Source organism: Pseudomonas asiatica, from assembly GCF_040214835.1.
In the GTDB taxonomy this organism is placed as follows: Bacteria; Pseudomonadota; Gammaproteobacteria; order Pseudomonadales; family Pseudomonadaceae; genus Aquipseudomonas; species Aquipseudomonas putida_Z.
In genome coordinates this window covers 2,217,351-2,238,140 of sequence record NZ_CP157874.1, presented here as the reverse complement: position 1 = coordinate 2,238,140, position 20,790 = coordinate 2,217,351, and the positions used below count along the sequence as shown (strand labels likewise).

The following is a 20,790-nucleotide window of genomic DNA, read 5'->3' as shown; positions in this document are numbered from 1 at the left end:
AATGCGATGCAAATAGCTGTTTTTTTGGCACTTATGAAAAGTTCAAAGACTTCATAGAGCGAAACGATATTACCGGCTATGTCGCTGCAACCTACGCTCCAGCATGTGGGAGCAGCGCAGCGTTTTGGAGCATCCGCCATTAGAGCGATCCGCCTGCGAGCCAACCAGAAGCCACGATTACCGCTGCACGGGGCGCCGCAAGGGCTTCCCGATTTGTGATAAAGGGAGGCCCCGATGCACAAGCCACCACGCACTCGTTCCGAGCTGGCCGACGTGCTGTTCCGCCTGCGCCGCAGCTTTTTTGCCCTGGCCGCCTTCAGCGGCGTCATAAACGTCATGATGTTGACGCCAGCAATTTATATGTTGCAGGTGTACGACCGCGCCCTGGTCAGCCGCAACGTCACCACCCTGACCATGCTCACCCTGCTGGTGATCGGCTTGTTCATGCTGATGTCGGCCCTGGAGATGGTCCGTACCCGCGTACTGATCCGGGTCGGCAACTTCCTCGACATGGACCTCAACCGACGCATCTTCAGCGCTGCCTTCGAACGCAACCTGAGCCGCGCCGGCGGCAACCCGGCCCAGGCCCTGCAGGACCTTGCGCAGGTGCGCCAGTTTCTGACCGGCAACGGCCTGTTCGCCTTCTTCGATGCCCCCTGGACGCCGATCTACCTGCTGGTCTGCTACCTGATCCACCCACTGCTGGGGCTGGTGACGCTGATCGGCTCGCTGATCCTGGTGGGCCTGGCCTACCTCACCGAGAAGGCCACGCAAAAACCCTTGGCCGAGGCCAACCAGGCGGCCATGTCGTCGGCCAGCTATGCCAACAACAACCTGCGCAACGCCGAAGTGATCGAAGCCATGGGCATGCTGCCGGAGATAGGCAAGCGCTGGTACCAGGGGCACTTGCGCATCCTGCAGATGCAGACCCTGGCCTCCGACCGCGCCGCAATGATCAGCAGCACCGGGCGCTTCGTGCGCATCACCTTGCAGTCAGTGATCCTCGGTGCCGGCGCACTGCTGGCGATCGAGGGCAAGATCACCCCCGGCATGATGATCGCCTGCTCGATCCTTACCGGCCGCGCCCTGGCCCCGGTTGAACAGGCGATCGCCGCGTGGAAGCAACTGCTGGGCTGCCGTTCCGCCTGGGGCCGGCTCAACGACCTGCTGCACGACTACCCGCAGCGGCCACCGAGCATGTCGCTGCAGCGGCCAATGGGCATGCTGGCCGTGGAAAACGTGATCGCAGGCGCCCCCGGCACCAACAACAACATCGTGCGCGGGGTCAGCTTCAGCCTGGTCCCGGGTGAAAGCCTGGGCATCATCGGCCCTTCGGCCTCGGGCAAATCCACCCTCGCCCGCCTGCTGGTAGGCGTGTGGCCGACCCAGGCCGGCAAGGTGCGCCTGGACGGCGCCGACATCTTCACCTGGAACAAGGCCGAACTTGGCCCGTGGCTCGGCTATCTGCCGCAGGATGTGGAGTTGTTCGAGGGCACTATCGCCGAGAACATCGCACGCTTCACCGAAGTGGACAGCGAAGCGGTGATCCGCGCTGCCCGCAGCAGTGGCGTGCACGACATGATCCTGCGCTTCCCGCAGGGCTACGACACCCGCCTGGCAGCCGACGGCAGCCCGCTGTCCGGTGGCCAGAAGCAACGCATCGCCCTGGCCCGTGCGCTGTATGGCGAGCCGAACCTGGTGGTGCTGGACGAGCCCAACGCCAACCTCGATGACGTTGGCGAAAAGGCCTTGGTCGATGCGCTGGCCGAACTCAAGGCGCGCGGGGCCACGGTAATCCTGATTTCCCACCGGCCTAATGTGCTGTGCGCGGTCGACAAGGTGCTGATGCTGCGTGACGGTGCCGTGCACATGCTCGGCAGCCGCGACGAAGTGTTCGCGGCGCTGCGCAAGGCCAGCGTGATCCCGGCGGCGACCGCAGCGCCGCTGGCCTCGGTAAAAGCACGGGAGTGATCGATCATGCAGATGACCCAACACACCGAATTGATTCCCGCCGAGGCCCGCAACGGTATCGACCTGGACATGGGCCGGCCGGCACGCTGGGGCGTATGGATGGTCATCGCCGGCTTTGGCGGCTTCCTGCTGTGGTCGTGCCTGGCGCCACTTGATGCCGGGGTGGTCGCCACCGGCACGGTCAAGGTCACCAGCAACCGCAAGGCGGTGCAGCACCTGACCGGCGGCACGGTCGAGGCGATCCTGGTGCGTGAAGGCGACATGGTGAAGAAAGGCCAGGAGGTGGTACGCCTGGACGCCCTGCGCGCGGTGGCCGAACAGGGCGCGGTCAGTGCCCAGTACATCGTCAGCAAGACCGTGGAAAACCGCCTGGAAGCCGAACGCGATGGCCGCGACAAGGTCACCTTCGACCCTGCCCTGCTCAAGCACTACGGCAACGACCCGCGCCTGCTGGCAGCCATGGACCTGCAACAGCGCCTGCTGGACACCCGCCGCGCCGGCCTTGCTGGCGAACTGAGCATCCTCGAGGAAAACCTGGCCGCCACGGCGGTGCAGCTCAAGGGCCTGCAGCAGGTGTACGGCGCCCGCGCCTCGCAGATCGGCTTCCTCAACCAGGAACTGCAAGGCACACGCGTGCTGGCCGCCGAAGGCTATGTGCCACGCAACCGCCTGCTGGAGCTGGAGCGCAACAATGCCGACCTGTCCGCCGGCCAGGCCGAAAACCTCAACAACATTGCCCGGGCGCGCAGCCAGGCCACCGAGATCAAGCTGCGCATCCTGCAACGCCAGCACGACTACCTCAAGGAAGTGGAATCGCAACTGACCGATACCGCCAAGGAGAACACCACCCTGGCCGATCGCCTGCGCGCGCTGGACTACGAAGTGACCCACACGGTGATCCGCTCGCCGATCGACGGCATGGTCCAGGCACTGAGCATCGCCACGGTCGGCGGCATCATCCAGCCTGGAGCCAAGATCATGGAGGTGGTGCCGCTCGACCAGCCGTTGCAGGTTGACGCGATGATCCCGGTGCAGGCCATCGACAAGATGGTGCCGGGCCTGGACGTGGACCTCGCCTTCCCGGCCTTCAACCATGCGAAGACGCCGAACATTCCCGGGCGGGTCATGACCATTTCCGCCGACCGCCTGATGGACGAAGAAAGCAAGCAGCCGTACTACCTGGCCCAAGTGGAAGTGACGCAAGGCGGCATGGGCCTGCTGGGCAGCAACCACATCCGCCCCGGCATGCCGGCCACCGTCACCATCAAGACCGGCGAGCGCAACCTGCTCAGCTACCTGCTCAAGCCGATGCTCGAACGCGTGGACGCCTCGTTCAAGGAGCAATGACATGAATCGCCCGTGCCTGATGTTGTGCCTGTTGGGGTTGTCCGTACAGGCCAGTGCCATGGACCTGAAGCAAGCCTGGGACCTGCTGCAGTACCAGGGCCCGATCTACCGCGCCGCGGTGCACGAGAAAGAAGCCGGCAGTGAGAACCGCGCCATCGGCGAGGCCGGCCTGCTGCCGCAGATCAACGCTGCGGGCTACTTCAACAAGGTCAATGGCAGCCAGCGGCAGAATGGCCGGGACAGCGACCTGGACTATGACTCCAAGGGCGCCAACGTGCGGTTGCGCCAACCGCTGTTCAACAAGCAGAAGATGGCCGAATACCGCCAGGGCCAGCAACGTGCCGACTACAGCGTGGCGGTGTTCGATGCCAAGACCCAGGACGCTGCGGTGCGCCTGGCCGACGCCTACTTCGACGTGCTGCTGGCCAGCGAAACCATCACCCTGGCCAAAGCCAAGCTGAATGCCTTCGAAGAGCAGCTGGCGTCGGCGAAGCGGCGCATGGAGCTGGGTGCCGGCACCATCACCGACATCGACGAGTCAGTAGCCCGTCGCGACCTGGCCGAGGCCGACCTGATCGAGGCCCAGGACAACCTGGTCAACGCCCGCCGCAAGCTGGAGGAATACATCGGTGAAACGCCGGAGTCGCTGACCACCTTGCAGCCGGGCTTCAGCACCCCGCCGCTGATGCCGGGCAACCTGCAGGACTGGCTGGTCAAGGCCCAGGCCGACAGCCCATTGATTCATGCGCGCCGGCACAACTACGAGCTGGCCGAAGAAGAAGTGAAACGCGCCCGCGCCGGGCACTGGCCGACCCTGGATTTCGTGGCGGGCTATACCGCCGGCAGCAGCCAGTCGATTTCCGAACTGAACCAGCGCAACCACTACAGCTCGATCGGGCTGGAGCTGAACATTCCGTTGTACAGCGGCGGCAGCACCAGCGCCCTCACCCGCCAGGCCAGCGCCAACAGTTCCAAGGCCCTGGATGAACTGGACGCCACGCGCGAGGAAGTGATTTCCGGCACCACTCGCGAGTACCGCGGCGTGCAGAGTGGCGCCTTGCGCATTCAGGCGCTGGAAAAGGCCGTGGCGTCCAACGAACGCTCGCTGCTTTCGGCCCGCAAGGGTTTCCGGGAAGGCGGTACCAGCACCAACTCGGATGTGCTCAATGCCGAGGAATTGCTGTTTGACGCCCGGCATGACCTGTTCGAGGCGAAGCTGAACTACCTGATGTCGCGGCTGCGCCTGGCATCGTCGGTGGGCAGCCTGGGGGATGACGATATCCAGCAGATCAACGATTACCTCGGGCCGGAACTGATAGTGAGTAACTGATGGCAACTGCCCTTGTAGGAGCGGCCTTGTGTCGCGATCGGGCCGCGGAGCGGCCCCCGGATTTCAGCTACGCAGGACAAATTGCCGGGGCCGCTTTGCGGCCCGATCGCGACACAAGGCCGCTCCTACAAGGAACCACACAACCCTCGCTGCCCCCATGGCTGCGCCTCTCCCCTTCAGGCTATGATCGGTCACCCCGCCGCGGACACCCTGCCCCATGCCCGTAGACCTGCAAGCGTTATACCCCAGGCTGATCCACCTGATGCTGGACACGGTGTTCGTGGTCGACCGGGACAACCAGATCGTTTTCGTCAGCGATGCCTGCGAGGCGCTGCTGGGCTACCGGGCCTGCGAACTGATCGGCACCCCGATCACCGATTACATGCACCCTGACGACCTGGCGATCACCCGCGCATCGATCGTCCGGGTGATGAACGGCCAATCCCACTACGACTTCCGCAACCGCTACATCCGCAAGGATGGCGGTATCGTGCATATCCTGTGGGCCGCCTGCTGGTCCGATGAGGCCGATGCCCGCATCGGTGTGGCGCGGGATGTCACCGCCCAACGTAAGGCCGAGGAGGAACTGCGCTTCCTGGCCCACCACGACCCACTCACTCGCCTGGCCAACCGGGCCATGTTCAATGAGCGGCTGGACACCGCCCTTGCCGCGGCCCGGCACCACAACCACCCGCTGGCGTTGCTGTTCATCGATATCAATGACTTCAAGGACATCAACGACAACCATGGCCACAGCGTGGGTGACCGGGTGCTGTGCACCCTGGCCCGGCGCCTGGAAGGCTGCGTAGGTGCGACCGATACAGTGGCGCGGATGGGTGGTGACGAGTTCACCGTGCTGCTGACCGACTACGTGTCGCCAGAGGCCATCGCCGAGCAGGTGGCACGCATCCTGGCCGCCATGGCGGAGCCACTCGGCGCCGAGTTTGCGGGCATCGATGCGCCATCCTGCAGCATTGGCGTGGCCCGTTTCCCCGAGGACGGCAACGATGCCGACATGCTGCTGCGCCATGCTGATGGCGATATGTACCGGATCAAGCGACAGCACGCTGCGGCCGGCTGAGCGCTTTGGCGGCCGCCAGCGGAAACGAGCACGACGGAGATGACCATGCGCAACCCTGAAGACGCCTTGCTCGACAGCTGGCAGCACAACGCCCAGGCCTGGATCGATGCGGTACGCAGCGGCAGTATCGAGAGCCGCCGCCAGGTCACCGACCAGGCCATCCTGCTGGTCATTCTTGGCCGCCAGCCCGAACGGGTGCTCGACCTGGGCTGTGGTGAAGGCTGGCTGTTGCGCGCGCTGGGCGACCGGGGTGTCGAGGCGGTAGGTGTGGATGGAGACCGGGCGCTGGTGGATGCCGCGCGTGCTGCAGGTTCCGCCGAGGTGCACCTGGCCAGCTATGCACAGCTGGCCGCCGGGCAGGCCTATGTTGGCAAGGACTATGACCTGATCTGCGCCAACTTCGCCCTGTTGCAGCAGGACATCATCCCGCTGCTGGCGGCGATGAATGCGTTGCTGGCGCCCGGCGGTGCGCTGGTGATCCAGACCCTGCACCCGTGGGGCGTGGCGGATGGGGATTACCAGGATGGCTGGCGGGAGGAGGCGTTTGCCGGGTTCGCCGGGGATTGGCAGGTGATGCCGTGGTACTTCCGTACCCTGGCCAGCTGGTTGAACGCGCTGGACATGGCGGGGTTGCGGCTGGTCAGCCTGCAGGAGCCACAGCACCCGCAGAGTGCGCTGCCGCAGTCGCTGCTGTTGGTGGCCGAACGCCCTTGAAGCATACGCGGTCGGTGTAGGAGCGGCCTTGTGTCGCGATGGGCCGCAAAGCGGCCCCAAGATTCATGCGGTGCTGCTGAAATCCTGGGGCCGCCTTGCGGCCCATCGCGACACAAGGCCGCTCCTACAGGGACCGCGCCGGGCTCAGAGGACCGGCTTGCGCGCCGCCCCGCTGCGGGCCTTGGCCATGGCTGCCAGGCGCACCGCAACGTTGGCCGCACCGTAACCGGCATACCCCCCCTTGCGCTGGATGATCTCGAAGAAGAAACGCTCTTCGAACGGCTCGGTGTACACGTGGAATAGCTCGCCGCCCTGGGCATCGCGGTCGTACAGCACGTTGTAGTACGCCAGTTCGCTGAGGAACTCGTCGTCGAAATCGAAACGCGCCGCTAGGTCGTCGTAGTAGTTCAGCGGGATCTCCAGCAACGGTACCCCAGCCAGTTTTGCCCGCGCCACCTCGCGGAAGATGTCGTCGCAATCGAAGGCGATGTGGTGCACGCCCGAGCCACGGTAGCTGGACAGCGCATGGGCGATGGCGGTGTTGCGGTTTTCCGAGATGTTCAGCGGCAGGCGCAGAGTGCCGCATTGGCTACGCAGGGCGCGGCTCTTGACCAGGCCATAAGGGTCCGGCAGCACCACTTCGTCGTCGGCAGCGAAATCGAACAGGCTCTTGTAGAACAGCACCCAGCTGTCCAGCGACTCGGCCGGCAGGGCCAGGGCCATGTGGTCGATACGGCGCAGGCCGCCGGTGGCCGTGGCGTTCTTGTCAAGGCTGAAGTCGGTGTCGTACAGGGTCTGGCCGGCAGTGCCCTGCTCCACCAGATACAGCAGGCTGCCATCTGGCGCACGTACCGCCGGCACTTCGCACTCGTTGGGCCCGACCAGGCCACGGAACGGCTGGCCACGGAAGGCGGTGGCGCGCTTCAAGGCGGCTTGCTGGTCCTTGACCCGCAGCGCGGTGGCACACAGCGACGGCCCGTGGGCCTCGAAGAAGTTGTGGCCGAAGGAATAGGGTTCGGCGTTCAGCACAATGTTGATATCGCCCTGGCGCAGCAGCTGCACCTCTTTGCTGCGGTGCTTGCCGGCATCGGCAAAGCCCAGGCGCTTCAGCCAGCTGCCCAGGCGCGCTCCAACGGCTTCGTCGACCGCGAATTCGAGGAACTCCACACCGTCATAGGCACTGGCCGCCGGTGGGGTGAACAGTACACCGGGCTCGATCGAGGTACCTTCCTGCTCCAGGCGCAGGCGTGTGTGCTCTTCGAGGTACAGCAGCGAACGCAGGCCGTCGGCGGCGTTCTGCCGGGGCGGTGCGGCGCGGAACCCATCGTTGAAGATTTCCAGCGACAGCGGCCCGCGGTAGCCAGTGGCAAGAATTGGCGCCAGGAAACCGGCCATGTCCATCTCGCCCTGCCCCGGGAAGCAGCGGAAGTGGCGGCTCCACTCCAGCACATCCATGGCCAGGATCGGCGCGTCGGCCATTTGCACGAAGAAGATCTTGTCGCCGGGGATGTCGCGGATCGCGCTCGGGTCGCCCTTGAGCGACAAGGTGTGGAAGCTGTCGAGGATCACCCCGAGGGCCGGGTGGTCGGCCTGGCGCACCAGGTTCCAGACTTGCTGGTAGGTGTTGACGTGGCGGCCCCAGGCCAGCGCTTCGTAGCCAATGCGCAGGCCGCGTTTGCCAGCGTGCTCGGCCAGCAGGCGCAAGTCATCAACCAGCAATTGTTCTTCGCCCAGGGCATCGGCCTGGACGTTGCTGCATACCAGCACCAGGTCGGTGCCCAGTTCCTGCATCAGGTCGAACTTGCGCTCGGCGCGGTCGAGGTTTTTCTGCAGGCGGTCGCGGCGGCAGCCCTCGAAGTCGCGGAACGGCTGGAACAGGGTGATGGCAATACCCAGGTCGGCGCACATCTGCCGTACCTGGCGCGGGCTGCCGGCGTAATAGAGCAGGTCGTTTTCGAAGATCTCGACGCCGTCAAAACCGGCGGCGGCGATGGCTTCGAGCTTTTCCGGCAGGGTGCCGCTCAAGGACACGGTAGCGATCGAACGCTGCATGGCGGGAGTTCCTTGTTGTTAGAGGGTTGAGGCCAGGGCTGCCTGTACCGGCCCAATCGCCGGCAAGCCAGCTCCCACAGGATTGGCGCATGCCTTGTGGGAGCTGGCTTGCCGGCGATTGGGCCAGACCTGGAAAATCAGGACCACAGTTCCTGGCACGATCGATTATTCGCAGGTAAAGTCGTCGCTTCAATCTCTTTGTACGGAATGGTTAGTTTTGCGTTCGATTATCGCACAAAACCGGTTTTAGCGAATTGCCAGTCCACTGGCCCGTGGTCAACATGAACCACAGACGCAGGCACACCGACCCTCGCCTCCTGCCTTGGCGAATCTCCGGCGGAACCTGTGCAAACAACAATAACAACGGAGACAACGATGGCTCACTCCAGCTCTCAAGCCAAGAAAGCGACCGCCAGTGGATGGATAGGCTCGGCACTCGAGTACTACGACTTCTTCATCTACGCCCAGGCCGCTGCGCTGATTTTCCCGCAGATCTTCTTCCCCAACACCGACCCGAAAATGGCCATCATTGCCTCGCTGGCCACCTACGGCGTGGGTTACCTGGCGCGCCCGGTCGGCGCCTTCGTGCTGGGCCACTGGGGTGACACCCGCGGCCGCAAGAACGTACTGCTGCTGTGCATGTTCCTGATGGGCCTGTCGACCATGGCCGTTGGCCTGCTGCCCACCTACCACGACATCGGCCTGCTCGCCCCGGCCTTGCTGGTAGTGCTGCGCCTGATCCAGGGCTTTGCCGTGGCCGGGGAAATCTCCGGTGCCAGTTCGATGATCATGGAGCACGCACCGTTCGGTCGACGGGGCTACTACGCCAGCTTCACCCTGCAAGGCGTGCAGGCTGGCCAGGTGCTGGCGGCGGCAGTGTTCCTGCCACTGGCCTACTTCATGCCCAGCGAAGCCTTCAACGACTGGGGCTGGCGCATTCCATTCCTGATGAGCGCCATCGTGCTGATCGCCGGCTTCATCATTCGTAAGGAAGTGCACGAAACCCCGGCGTTCGTGAAGGAAGAGAAGCAGGACAAAGTCGCCAAGTCGCCGATCAGCGAGGCCTTCCGCCACAGCTGGAAGCACATGGTGCTGGTGATGTTCATGGCCTTGATGAACGTGATCCCGGTAGTCGCCACCATCTTCGGTGCGGCCTACGCGGTGCAGCCAGCCTATGGCATCGGCTTCGACAAGAGCGTGTACCTGTGGATTCCGGTAGTCGGCAACATCGTCGCGGTGCTGGTGATTCCATTTGTCGGCAATCTGTCCGACAAGATCGGCCGTCGCCCGACCATGATCGCCGGTTGCCTGGGCTCGGGCCTGCTGGCTTTCGTCTACCTGTATGCGATCAGCATTCAGAACGTACCGCTGGCGTTCGCCTCGTCGATCGTGATGTGGGGCATGGTGTACCAGGGTTACAACGCGGTGTTCCCAAGCTTCTACCCAGAGCTGTTCCACACCCGCTACCGTGTTTCGGCCATGGCCATCGCGCAGAACATCGGCACCATGCTGACCGCCATGCTGCCGGCGCTGTTCGCCCTGGTAGCCCCGCCTGGTTCGGACAACATCCCGCTGGTGGTCGGTGGCCTGGCGTTCTTCATCACCTGCGTGTGTGCCCTGGCAGCGTACATCGCCCCGGAAACCCATCGCCTGGCAATGGAAGACCTTGGCAACCCCGATGCCAAGCCGATGGACAAGACCGCGTATGAGGCTAGCCGTAAAGGGAGCTTTCAGGCGGTGAGCCACTGACAGATTGCAGGGGGCTGCTCTGCAGCCCATTCGCGGGCATGCCCGCTCCCACCTTGACCGCATAGGCGCCAGGTCTTGTGCGGTCCCTGTGGGAGCTGGCTTGCCAGCGAAAGGGCCGCAACGCGGCCCCGGCAGTTTCAGCCCTTGACCACTTCCTGCAAGCGCGCCCAGAGCTGTTCGACATGCTCCCGCTCGGTCGGCAATGCGCCAATCGACACCCGCACCATCCACCGCCCATCCAGCGTCGCCGGTGTCACATAGGCATCCCCGGACGCGTTCAGCCGTTCGGCCCAGCCCTTGGTATGCGCATCCAGCGCCTCCCCTTCCAGCCCCGCAGGCCGATGGCGAATGCACAACGTCTGCAACTGCACCGGCGCCAGCACCTCCCACTCCGCCGCCGCGCCGATTTGCCCGGCCAGCCACTGGGCATTGTCCAGGTCACGCCGCAGCCGTGCCTGCAACGCCTCGACCCCCTCGCTGCGCAGCATGAACCACAGCTTCAACGCACGGAACCGGCGGCCCAGCGGGATACCCCAGTCACGCAGGTTCTTCACCTCGCCATCCACCGCCGACTGCAGGTAGCTGGGGTTGGTGCTCATCACCCGGATCAGGTGCTGCGGGTCGCGCACGTAGTAGATCGAGCAATCGAAGGCCACACCCAGCCACTTGTGCGCGTTGACCACCAGCGAATCGGCCAGCTCGATGCCGTCCCACATCCAGCGGCATTCCGGCAGGATCATCGCCGAGCCGGCCATGGCCGAGTCCACGTGCAGCCACAGGTCATGAGCCTGGGCGATCTCGCCGATCGGCCGCAGCGGGTCGAGGGCCGTGGTAGCGGTGGTACCGGTGGTCGCGACCACGGCGCAGGGCTGGTTGCCGGCGGCCAGGTCCTGCTCGATCGCCGCCTGCAGTGCTTCCGGGCGCAGGGCATGGCGTTCGTCGGTCGGGATCAGGCGGATGTTGTCGCGACCGAAACCGGCCAGCAATGCGGCCTTGTCCACCGAGCTGTGGGCATGGGCGCTGACATAGACGATCAGCGGCCTGGCCTGGGCTTGCAGGCCGCCGCGTACCAGTGCGTAGTCGCTGGCGCGTTCCCGCGCGCAGATCAGCGCCACCAGGGTACTGGTGGATGCGGTGTCCTGGATCACCCCGCTCCATTGGCCAGACAGGCCGAGCAGCTGACGCAGCCAGTCGAGGGTGGTTTCCTCCAGCTCGCTCAGGGCCGGGCTGGACTGCCACGACAGGCCAAGCACGCCCAGGCCAGTGCTGAGGAAGTCACCGAGGACCGACGACAGGGTGCCGTTGGAGGGGAAGTAGCCGTAGAAGTCCGGGTGCTGCCAATGGGACAGGCCGGGCATGACCAACTGGTTGACGTCGTCGAGGATCGCTGCGAAAGGTTCGCCTTGCAGGGGGGCCTGAGCGGGCAAGGCGGCCTTGAGATAGCCGGGCTCGACCTGGGCCATGACCGGGCGCTCGCCGACGGTCTGGCGGTAGTCGGCGATCAGGTCGATCAGTTGGTGGCCGTACTGGCGGAATTGTTCGGGGGTCACCTGGGGTCTCCTGTGGGTGGTTCGCTGCCTGTACTGGCCTCTTCGCGGGTAAACCCGCTCCCACAGGTACTGCATCGTTTGTAGGAGCGGGTTTACCCGCGAAGAGGCCGGTACAGGCAACATAATGCCCCCAGTCTAGGCACCTATCCCCAGGCAAATAACCCCGCCTCGCGCATACCTGCTATGGCAAACCCGCATGCCCGCCCTGCACACCGAACTGCGACTGGCGCCACAACTCGAACACCCGGTTGCGCAACCAGCGGTGTTCGGCCGAGGCCTGCAGGCGCTGGTGCCACACTACCCAGTAGCGCTGGCTGTGGTCGATGAAGCCCAACGGCCGCCAGGCCAGGTCATGCAGGCGGCACAGCTGCCGGGCGATGTGCTCGGGCACGGTGGCCAGCGCCTGGCTGTTGGCGATCACCTGCACGGTGGCGGAGAAGAACGGCACTTCCAAACTGACCCGCCGTTGCAGGCCCTGGGCGCGCAAGTGGCGGTCGATGAAGCTGTCCTTGTCGCCTCCACCGGAAATACGCACATGCTTGTGCGCCAGGTAGTCGGCCTGGCTGAGCGCGCCGCGGGCGGCCAGCGGGTGGTCGTGGCGCATCAGGCATACCGCGCGGTCCTCGCCCAACAGGCGCCCGTGCAGGTTGGGTGGCGACTCGTCGAACAAGGTGGTGGCCAGGTCGATCTCGCCGCTGGCCAGCAAGGCGTACTGGCCGGCCTGCCAGGTGCGGTACTCCAGCGATACACCCGGCGCTTCGCGCTCCAGCGCCGCCACCAGCAGCGGCAGCATGTGCTCGGCCACGTAGTCCGAAGCGGCCAGGCAGAAACGCCGCTCGCAGCGCGCCGGGTCGAACACCGCGGGCTGGCGCAGGGCGTGCAGCTCTTCGAGAACCTGGCGCAGGGGTTCGACCAGGGCTTCGGCGTGTTCGCTGAGCACGTAACCACGGCCCTGGCGTACCAGCAAGGGGTCATCGAAGGCTTCGCGCAGGTGGGCAAGCTGGCGGCTGAGGGCGGACTGGCTGACGCCCAGGCGCTCGGCGGCGTGGCTGAGGTTCTTCAGCTGCAGCAGGTGGTCGAGGGTGCGCAGGTGGGCGAGGCTGAGGGAGGCGAAAGCGGGGTTCATCGGGGTTCGGCTCCAGACCGCTGGCGAGGGCTTTGCCCTCGTTTCGCGACACAAGGCCGCTCCTACATGGGTCATGCGTTCCCCTGTAGGAGCGGCCTTGTGTCGCGATGGGCCGCAAAGCGGCCCCAGAGAAGCAGATCAGTCAGTCAGACCAACATAAACGTTCTGCACGTCATCGTTCTCGTCGATGGCTTCGAGGAACGCTTCCACCTCGGCCAGCGCTTCGGCACTCAGGGTTGCCGCGCTCACCGGGTTCTTCGGGGTGTAGCCGATCTTCGCCGAGGTCACGGTGAAGCCATGCTCCGGCAGGGCCTTCTGCACCGCGTCCAGGTCGGTGGTGTCGGTGATGAACAGGGTCGAACCCTCTTCGTCGCCTTCGTCAAAGTCCTGGGCACCGGCTTCGATGGCCGCCATTTCCGGGTCGGCGTCGCCGTTCGGGGTGGCTTCGATCAGGCCGACATGGTTGAAATCCCAGGCCACCGAACCACTGGCACCCAGCTGGCCCTTGCGGAACAGCACGCGGATCTGCGCGACGGTGCGGTTGACGTTGTCGGTCAGGCACTCGACGATCAGCGGTACCTGGTGCGGGGCAAAACCTTCGTAGCTTACCGCCGAGTACTGCACGGCATCGCCGTCCAGGCCCGCGCCCTTGCGGATTGCGCGTTCCAGGGTCTCGCGGGTCATCGAGGCCTTCTTGGCCTGCTCGATGGCCAGGCGCAGGCGTGGGTTCATGTCCGGGTCGGCGCCGGACTTGGCGGCGATCTGGATCTCTTTGGACAGCTTGCCCATGATCTTGCCTTTGGCGTTGGCCGCGGCTTCTTTATGTTTGGCTTTCCACTGTGCGCCCATGTCGACTCTCTTGTTTCAGCGGCCGGTTCAGGAAGCGACCGGCCAAAAGTGGGTGCAGTTTATACGCCCTCTGGCCTGTGTTCGACAAGAAATCTCATCAGCCTTTATCGGCCTTGCCCGCCGCCGCGGCAAACCGCGCCAGGCGCACATCCAGCCTGCGCGGCCGCAGCCCACGGTCCTCGGCCCGCTCCTTGCGGCGGATGGCATTGCGCACCATCAGCGAGCCCAGGTAGCGAATCGGCTCGGGCGGGAACAGCCCCAGCGGCCCCTTGACCAGCGGCGAACGGGTCCATGGGTTGTCCAGCCCCAGTGCCAGCGACGACAGAATCTGCCCGCCCATGTGGCACGGCCCGACGCCGCTGCCGGAGTAACCAAAGCCGTAGAACACGTTGCCCTGCCCGTCCAGCCGGCCAAAGAACGGCAAACCGGTCACCGAGCGGTCGGACGGCCCGTTCCAGCTGGCCGCCAGCGGCACCTCGGCCAGCGCCGGGAAAAATCCGCCCAGGCTTTCACGCAGCAGCGGCCGGTACGGCGACGGCTGGTCGAACACCGGCAGCATGCGCCCGCCATAGGCGAAGGTATTGCCGCCCTTGCCGAGCATCAGCCGACCATCGGAGGTGTTGTGGTAGTAATGCACGAATATCCGTGAATCGAGCACGCTGATGCCGCTGTCCAGGCCGACCTGGTGCAACAGCTCGGGGCAAGGTTCGGTGATTACCATGTCGCTGGAAACAATCGCCACGCTGCGCTCGAACTGTGGGAAAGCCCGCGCCATCCAGGCATTCAGGCCCAATACCACGCGGTCGGCGCGCACCGTGCCATGGGCTGTGCGCACCTGCACCGGGGCGCCGTGCTCCAGGCCGGTCATGGCGGTGCCCTCATGGATGCGCACGCCGCGCTGCAAGGCCACCCGGCGCAGGCCGCGCACCAGCTTGCCCGGCTGCACCGTGGCCGCGGCCGGCGAGAACCAGCCTTCCAGGTGCCGCGCCGAACCCGCCAGGCGCTGCACCTGCTGCAGCGGCAGGCGGCGAAACGAATTGATCCCCTTTTGCTCCAGCGCGGCGATCACCGCGTCGGTGGCGCCGACCTGCGCGGCATTGGTGGCGGTGTACAGCGTGCCGTCCAGGCGGTAGTCGCAATCGATGCCATTGGCCGCGCAGAACGCGCCGATCTCACCTATGCTGCGCTCGGACTCACGCACCAGGCGCACCGCCTCGGCCACCCCGAACAGCCGCTCGAGGGTGAAGTACTTGGCCGACCAGGACAACGCACAGCCACCATTGCGGCCACTGGCACCGGCACCGCAAATATCGGCCTCGATCAGCACGATATCCAGGGCCGGCACCGCTTCCTTGAGCATCAGCGCGGTCCACAGGCCGGTATAGCCGCCGCCGACGATGCACACATCGCACCGGGCATCGCCTTGCAGCGGTGGGCACACCGCCTCTTGCGCCGAATCCAGGGCCTGTTGCAGCCAGAAGGGTCTCATTCGCTCGCTTTCCTTTCAGGTACGCAGTGGCTTGATTGCCATGCTGGTATTCGGGGCCACGTCAGTGCTTTGCGCAGCGCTGGCCGGGCGGCTGTTCCAGTGCGGCAGCAGCACCAGCGCCGAGAACAGCGCGCAGCCGGCGAACACGATGAACACCGTGACACCATCGAAGTACCCCGGCAGCAGCCCGCCAAGCACCGCCCCCACCGAACCGCAGCCGTTGACGAAGCCAGCTGCGGTAGCGCCAGCCTTGGCGGTGCCGAAGTCGATGGCCGCAGCGCCGCTGATCATCGAGTCCGGCCCGTACAGGGTCAGGCCCATGACGAACAGCAGGGCCACCACCAGGATCACGCTGCCGGTGTGCATGGCCGCCATGAACGCCGCCAACGCCACGGTCAGCAACACCAGGCTGATGACACAAGCCGGCATGCGCCGGGCGCCGAACAGCTTGTCGGAGGCCAGGCCGATGATGATCGGGCCGAGCAGCCCGGCCAGTTCGAAGGCTGTCGGGATGATTGCTGCCCCCACCTTGCCCACCGAGGGCATCTGCTCGAAGACGATCACCGGCCCCCACAGCAGGATGGCGTAGCGCGCCGGCTTCAACAGGAAGTACGCCAGCCCCAGGGTCAGCACCGTGCGGTTGCGCATGATCTCCTTCAGCGGCGCCCACACGCTGCACAGGTTGCCGGCCGGGGCCATGCTCTGCGGCTCGGGCTCCACCGCCGGCAGGCCGACGTCTTCAGGCTTGTTGCGCTGCAGGAAGAAGAACAGCACGGCCACCAGCGCCACCACCGCGGCACTGGAGAAGAACGCCGCGTGCCAGGTACCGACCAGGGTATAGGCCCACCAGCCGGCGAACGGGGAGGCCACCAGGCCGCCGAAGGCATAGCAGGAACTCCACAGGCCCAGCACCCGCCCACGCTGCGACGCCGGGAAGAAGCTGCCGATGTTCTTGCACAACCCGGCCCAGCCGGTGGATTGCGCCAGGCCCTGCACCAGCATGCAGGTGGCGAAGATCGGGAAGGTGGCGTAACTGCCCATCACCACCGCCGCAGCAGCAGAAATCAGCAGGCCGCCGAGCACCACCACGCGTGGGCCAAAGCGGTCGGCAAGCATGCCCCAGGTGAACTGGCCTACGGCGTAGGCGGTCAGGTAGATGGCGTCGAGGTTGGCCATGGCGGCCTTGTCGAGCATGAAGTTGGGGTCTTCACCGATGCCCAGCTTGGCCACCGAGAAGGCCTTGCGGGTGAAGTAGAAGGCGGCGTAGGCCAGCCAGGTAATGGCGAAAATCTGGATACGCCAGCGTTTGAACGCGGCTAGGGATTGGTTCATGTAAGTCTGACCTCTTGCTTGAGTGTGCCGGCAGAATGTGAAGAAACGCCTGTCTTGTTCTTGTGTTACGCACAGCGATGACGAGGCTGTCATCGGGTCAGATGGCGCCGTGTGGGTGCCATGGCCCTGGCGGCACTTGTGATACCAGCGTCGGGCTGACATGCATGGAAACAGTTGCGCTAAGATAAATAAAATCGATTTATCGTATTTCACACATAAGCCCAGCTTGTTACTGAGGTCGTCATGTCGGTTTCCCACGCACAACTCAAGGCCTTCCATGCCGTGGCCGTTCACGGCAGCTTTACCCGCGCCGCCGAAAAGCTGTTTCTTACCCAGCCCGCGGTGTCGGACCAGGTGCGCAAACTGGAGGAGCGCTTCGGCGTCTTGCTGTTCCACCGCAACAAGCGTTCGGTGCAGCTCACCGACCTCGGCGAGCGCCTGCTGGGCATCAGCCAGCGCCTGTTCGCCTGCGAGGCCGAAGCCCATGAACTGCTGCAGGATTCGCGTGCGCTGCACACCGGCAGCCTGGTGCTGGCGGTGGATGCGCCGGTGCACGTGCTGCCGCAGATCGCCCGCTTCTGCCAGCGCTACCCGGGTATCCAGGTGAAGATCGAGACTGGCAACACCGACGAGTCGCTGGCCCGGCTGTTCAGCTACCAGGCCGACCTGGCCCTGCTGGGGCGGGACGTCGACGATGAGCGGCTGCACTGCCTGCCGCTGCGCCGCGACCCGATGGTGGCGTTCGTCTCGCACCAGCACCCATGGGCCAGCCGCGGCGCGATCAGCCTGGCGGACCTGGACGATACGCCGCTGGTGCTGCGCGAGCCCGGGTCGGTGACGCGGCAGACGCTGGAAGAAGAAATGCAACGGGCCGGGCTGCGGATTCGCCCGGCGATCCAGGTGGAAGGCCGGGAAGCGGCGCGGGAAGCGGTGGTGGTGGGGATTGGTGTGGGGGTGGTGTCGGCGGCGGAGTTTGGTGCGGATGCGCGGGTGTGCGCCTTGCCGATCGTCGATTGCCAGCGGCACCTGACCGAGACCCTGGTGTGCCTGAGCGAGCAGCGCACGCGGCGGGTGGTGGCGACCTTCCTGCAGATGGTGGAGGAAGGGTTGTAAGCCTGTGCCGCCTCTTCGCGGGTAAACCCGCTCCCACAGGGGCCGCACTAAGGCTCAGATTGGCACGGTACCTGTGGGAGACCAATACAGGCAGCTCTCACAGGTATTCCACAGCTCTCAAGCTCTGTGGAGTACCTGTGGGAGCGGGTTCACCCGCGAAGAGGCCGGTACAGGCAACCCAACTATGCTGGGATAACCTCAACCCTCGGCACACAAACCATGCTCTACCGCCTTGCCGCCGACAGCCTGGTCCTGCTGCACCTGCTCTTCATCCTGCTGGTGCTGTTCGGCGGCCTGCTGGTACTGCGCTGGCGCCCTGCCCTGCTGCTGCACCTGCCGGCGCTGGCCTGGGGCCTGGCGGTGGAATGCCTGCACCTGGGCTGCCCGCTGACCACCTGGGAAAACCGCATGCGTAGCACGGCTGGTGACGCGGGCTACCAGGGCGGCTTCGTCGAGCACTATATCTGGCCGTTGATCTACCCCGCCGGGCTGACACCGCACATCCAGCTGCTGCTGGGCACTTTCGTGCTGCTGCTCAACCTCGGCATCTACAGCTACGTGGCCTGGCGCTGGCGCCGCCCTAGCGGGTAGCGATCACGAACAGCCGCGGGAACGGCAACAGCACCTTGCCATCGGTGGCCGGCGGGTAGTCGCGCTGCATCGCCTGCAGGTACATCTGCAGGAAATCCGCCTGCTCCTGCTCCTCCAACCGCCCCAGGTACGGACGCAAGGCCGAACCCTTGAACCACTCCACCACGGCTTCCGCGCCACCGGCCAACGGGTGGTGGTAGGTGGTGCGCCACACATCCACCCGCGCACACAGCGGGCTGAGCAGGTCGTAGTAGAACGCCGCGCTGTGCCGTGGCGGCAGCTGGAAATCAGCGAACTTCGCCGCCCAGGGGCCCTGGCTGGCGATTTCGCGCAGTTGCCGGTGGGCCGGCTCATCGAGGTTGTCCGGGGTCTGCACGGCCAGGCTGGCACCTTCGCTCAGCTGGCGCACCAGGTGCGGGTACAGCGAGGCGTGGTCGGGTACCCATTGCAGCGAGGCATTGGCCAGGATCAGGTCCTGCGGCTCGGGGGCGGACCAGCCGGCAATGTCAGCGATGACTGTGCGCACGCGGGGGATGCACAGCCGTTTGCGCTCGCGGGCCTTGTCGATCATGTCCGGGTCGCTGTCCAGGGCCGTCACCTGGGCATCCGGGTAACGTTGCAGCAGCACCTCGGTGGAATTGCCAGGGCCACAGCCCAGGTCGGTGGCGTGGCGTACCGGGCGTGCCGGTACAGCGGCCAGCAGGTCACGCACCGCGCGGGTACGCTCGTCTTCGAATTGCGAATACTGGGTGGCGGACCAGGCCATGTGAAGCTCCTCTGGGCGGGCAATGTATTCAGCATATGCCATGTAACAGGCGGCCATATACCCCTGGCCCAACAACGCAAAACGGCCGGGTCCCTGAGGGAGCCGGCCGTTTCGAGAAGCGAGTGACGCTTAGTGCTGCTTGCCAGTGCGGATCTGATGCACCACACCCATCGCCACCACGATTGCCGCGGCGATACCGGTGGAAATCACCAGGATCTGGTAGTCAGGCATGAAGGCCATGGTCACCAGGGCGGCCACGATGAACGCGATCACCAGGTAGGTCAGCCATGGGAACAGCCACATCTTCAGGCGTACTTCCTTGCCTTCGGCAATCAGCTTGCGGCGCATGCGCAGCTGCGAGAAGGCAATCACCAGGTACACCAGCAGGGCAATCATGCCGGTGGTGTTCATCAGGGTTTCCAGCACGTCTTTCGGGCGCAGGGTCTCGCTGAAGTTGATCAGCGCACACACCACGGCCACGGCGCACGAACCCATGATCGCGTACACCGGTACACCGGTGCCGGCGCGGGTGATCTTGAAGAACGACGGCGCGTCGCCACGCTGGGCCAGGGAGAACAGCATGCGCGAAGCGGTGTAGTGGCCCGAGATCAGGCAGCTGCTCACCGAGGTCAGCACCACGAAGTTCATCAGCAGCTCGGCATACGGCACGCCCAACAGCTCCAGGGTGCGGCGGTAGGCGCCGTAGCCGGAAACGCCCAGGTGCGGATCGTTCCACGGTACCAGGCAGACGATCAGGAAGATCGAACCCACGTAGAACAGGCACACACGCCAGACCACCGAGTTGGTCGCCTTGACGATCTGCGCGGCCGGGTCCTTGGCTTCGGAAGCGGCGATGGTGACGATTTCCGCGCCGAGGAAGGCGAACATCACCCCGAGCAAGGCACCGATCACGGTGGTGATGCCATTGGGCATGAAGCCTTCGGCGGTGAGGTGGCTGATGCCACGCACTTCACCGAACTGCCAGATGTTCAGCACGGCAGCGGTACACACGATCAGGAAGCAGACGATCGCGATCACCTTGATCAAGGCGAACCAGAACTCGAACTCACCGTAGTGCTTGACGTTGAAGAAGTTGACGGTGATCAGCAACAGGGTCGTGGCCAGCACGAACACGTTGACGCTGACGTCGGGGAAGAAACCATGCAGGATCTTGCCCGCCACATAAGCTTCCCAGGCCATGAGGATGACCCAGTACCACCAGTACAGCCAGCCGATGGTGAAACCGGCCCAACGGCCGATGGCGCGATCGGCGTAGGTGGAGAACGAACCGGTGTCTGGCGAGGAAGTCGCCATTTCACCCAGCATGCGCATGATCAGTACCACCAGGATGCCGCCTGCCAGGTAGGCCAGCACAGCAGCTGGGCCGGCGCTGTGAATCACGCTGCCGGAACCGACGAACAAGGCGCCGCCGATAACCCCGGCGATCGACATCATCGTCAGGTGGCGCGACTTGAGCGAGGCACTGAGCTTGCTCTCATGCCCGCTTTTCGCGGTGGTGGTTGTGGATGTTGCGTCCATCAGTTGTGTACCCCGTGCTTCTTTTTATCCAAGGAAAACTGTGAAACCCCGATGGCTGGCGGTTTCACGTACATCAGTGCTAATGCGCGCAGGATGGTGTGAGCGAACACACGCAGGCCTTCCATGGCGGCCTGCTGACGCGCCCCAGGGCAGGCGCCTGGAGCGAACTGAACATGCTTTAGGTGGCGATA

General features: G+C 64.9%; 16 protein-coding genes. 8 read left to right on the top strand and 8 right to left on the bottom strand.

The genetic code is table 11. From position 1 onward, the window contains the following. Positions 1 to 234 precede the first annotated feature (234 nt). From ABNP31_RS10125 to ABNP31_RS10105, 5 genes are all read left to right on the top strand, one after another. A complete protein-coding gene (locus tag ABNP31_RS10125; RefSeq protein ID WP_085592709.1) occupies positions 235 to 1,971 on the top strand; it encodes a type I secretion system permease/ATPase in 1,737 nt (578 codons plus the stop codon). A gap of 6 nt (positions 1,972 to 1,977) precedes the next feature. Then, complete coding sequence (locus ABNP31_RS10120) at positions 1,978 to 3,318, top strand: HlyD family type I secretion periplasmic adaptor subunit (protein ID WP_085592711.1); 1,341 nt, start codon at positions 1,978 to 1,980, stop codon at positions 3,316 to 3,318. A 1-nt stretch (position 3,319) separates the two neighbouring features. Continuing rightward, positions 3,320 to 4,648: a TolC family outer membrane protein gene (locus tag ABNP31_RS10115; protein ID WP_238067609.1), complete on the top strand. Its 1,329-nt coding sequence runs from the start codon at positions 3,320 to 3,322 to the stop codon at positions 4,646 to 4,648. A 217-nt stretch (positions 4,649 to 4,865) separates the two neighbouring features. After that, entirely contained in the window at positions 4,866 to 5,729 is an 864-nt protein-coding gene (locus tag ABNP31_RS10110; RefSeq protein ID WP_350013268.1) for a sensor domain-containing diguanylate cyclase, read from the top strand. A 45-nt stretch (positions 5,730 to 5,774) separates the two neighbouring features. Next, positions 5,775 to 6,443, top strand: coding sequence for a class I SAM-dependent methyltransferase (locus ABNP31_RS10105; protein ID WP_350013267.1), 669 nt, complete (start codon positions 5,775 to 5,777; stop codon positions 6,441 to 6,443). 144 nt (positions 6,444 to 6,587) lie between these two features. On the opposite strand, the gene quiC is transcribed toward ABNP31_RS10105, so the two are convergent. Further along, on the bottom strand, positions 6,588 to 8,495 hold the full coding sequence (gene quiC, locus ABNP31_RS10100; protein ID WP_025338610.1) for a 3-dehydroshikimate dehydratase QuiC: 1,908 nt from the start codon (positions 8,493 to 8,495) through the stop codon (positions 6,588 to 6,590). Positions 8,496 to 8,870: 375 nt separating this feature from the next. Here quiC and ABNP31_RS10095 point away from each other — a divergent pair, with 375 nt between their 5' ends. Continuing rightward, positions 8,871 to 10,244 carry an MFS transporter gene (locus tag ABNP31_RS10095; protein ID WP_025338609.1) on the top strand — a complete coding sequence of 458 codons (1,374 nt, stop codon included), beginning with the start codon at positions 8,871 to 8,873 and terminating at the stop codon, positions 10,242 to 10,244. A gap of 137 nt (positions 10,245 to 10,381) precedes the next feature. Here ABNP31_RS10095 and ABNP31_RS10090 read toward each other — a convergent pair whose 3' ends face one another. From ABNP31_RS10090 to ABNP31_RS10070, 5 genes are all read right to left on the bottom strand, one after another. After that, entirely contained in the window at positions 10,382 to 11,794 is a 1,413-nt protein-coding gene (locus tag ABNP31_RS10090) for a DOPA decarboxylase (protein WP_350013266.1), read from the bottom strand. A 181-nt stretch (positions 11,795 to 11,975) separates the two neighbouring features. Beyond that, a complete protein-coding gene (locus ABNP31_RS10085; protein WP_025338607.1) occupies positions 11,976 to 12,920 on the bottom strand; it encodes a LysR family transcriptional regulator in 945 nt (314 codons plus the stop codon). A gap of 138 nt (positions 12,921 to 13,058) precedes the next feature. Then, complete coding sequence (locus tag ABNP31_RS10080; protein ID WP_238067605.1) at positions 13,059 to 13,769, bottom strand: YebC/PmpR family DNA-binding transcriptional regulator; 711 nt, start codon at positions 13,767 to 13,769, stop codon at positions 13,059 to 13,061. Positions 13,770 to 13,866: 97 nt separating this feature from the next. After that, positions 13,867 to 15,258, bottom strand: coding sequence for an FAD-dependent oxidoreductase (locus tag ABNP31_RS10075; RefSeq protein ID WP_085592729.1), 1,392 nt, complete (start codon positions 15,256 to 15,258; stop codon positions 13,867 to 13,869). 15 nt (positions 15,259 to 15,273) lie between these two features. After that, positions 15,274 to 16,590 carry an MFS transporter gene (locus ABNP31_RS10070; protein WP_433916057.1) on the bottom strand — a complete coding sequence of 439 codons (1,317 nt, stop codon included), beginning with the start codon at positions 16,588 to 16,590 and terminating at the stop codon, positions 15,274 to 15,276. A gap of 243 nt (positions 16,591 to 16,833) precedes the next feature. Here ABNP31_RS10070 and ABNP31_RS10065 point away from each other — a divergent pair, with 243 nt between their 5' ends. Further along, the gene (locus tag ABNP31_RS10065; protein ID WP_013972053.1) at positions 16,834 to 17,703 is read left to right on the top strand and encodes a LysR substrate-binding domain-containing protein; all 870 of its coding nucleotides are present in this window, start codon (positions 16,834 to 16,836) and stop codon (positions 17,701 to 17,703) included. 219 nt (positions 17,704 to 17,922) lie between these two features. Beyond that, the gene (locus ABNP31_RS10060; RefSeq protein ID WP_350013265.1) at positions 17,923 to 18,294 is read left to right on the top strand and encodes a DUF2784 domain-containing protein; all 372 of its coding nucleotides are present in this window, start codon (positions 17,923 to 17,925) and stop codon (positions 18,292 to 18,294) included. Here the strand turns inward: ABNP31_RS10060 and tam are convergent. Both tam and ABNP31_RS10050 read right to left on the bottom strand, forming a co-directional pair. Beyond that, on the bottom strand, positions 18,284 to 19,060 hold the full coding sequence (tam, locus tag ABNP31_RS10055; protein WP_350013264.1) for a trans-aconitate 2-methyltransferase: 777 nt from the start codon (positions 19,058 to 19,060) through the stop codon (positions 18,284 to 18,286). The two genes, ABNP31_RS10060 and tam, sit on opposite strands and share 11 nt — an antisense overlap. A gap of 129 nt (positions 19,061 to 19,189) precedes the next feature. After that, positions 19,190 to 20,599: an amino acid permease gene (locus ABNP31_RS10050; RefSeq protein ID WP_025338600.1), complete on the bottom strand. Its 1,410-nt coding sequence runs from the start codon at positions 20,597 to 20,599 to the stop codon at positions 19,190 to 19,192. Between the last annotated feature and the right edge of the window lie 191 nt (positions 20,600 to 20,790).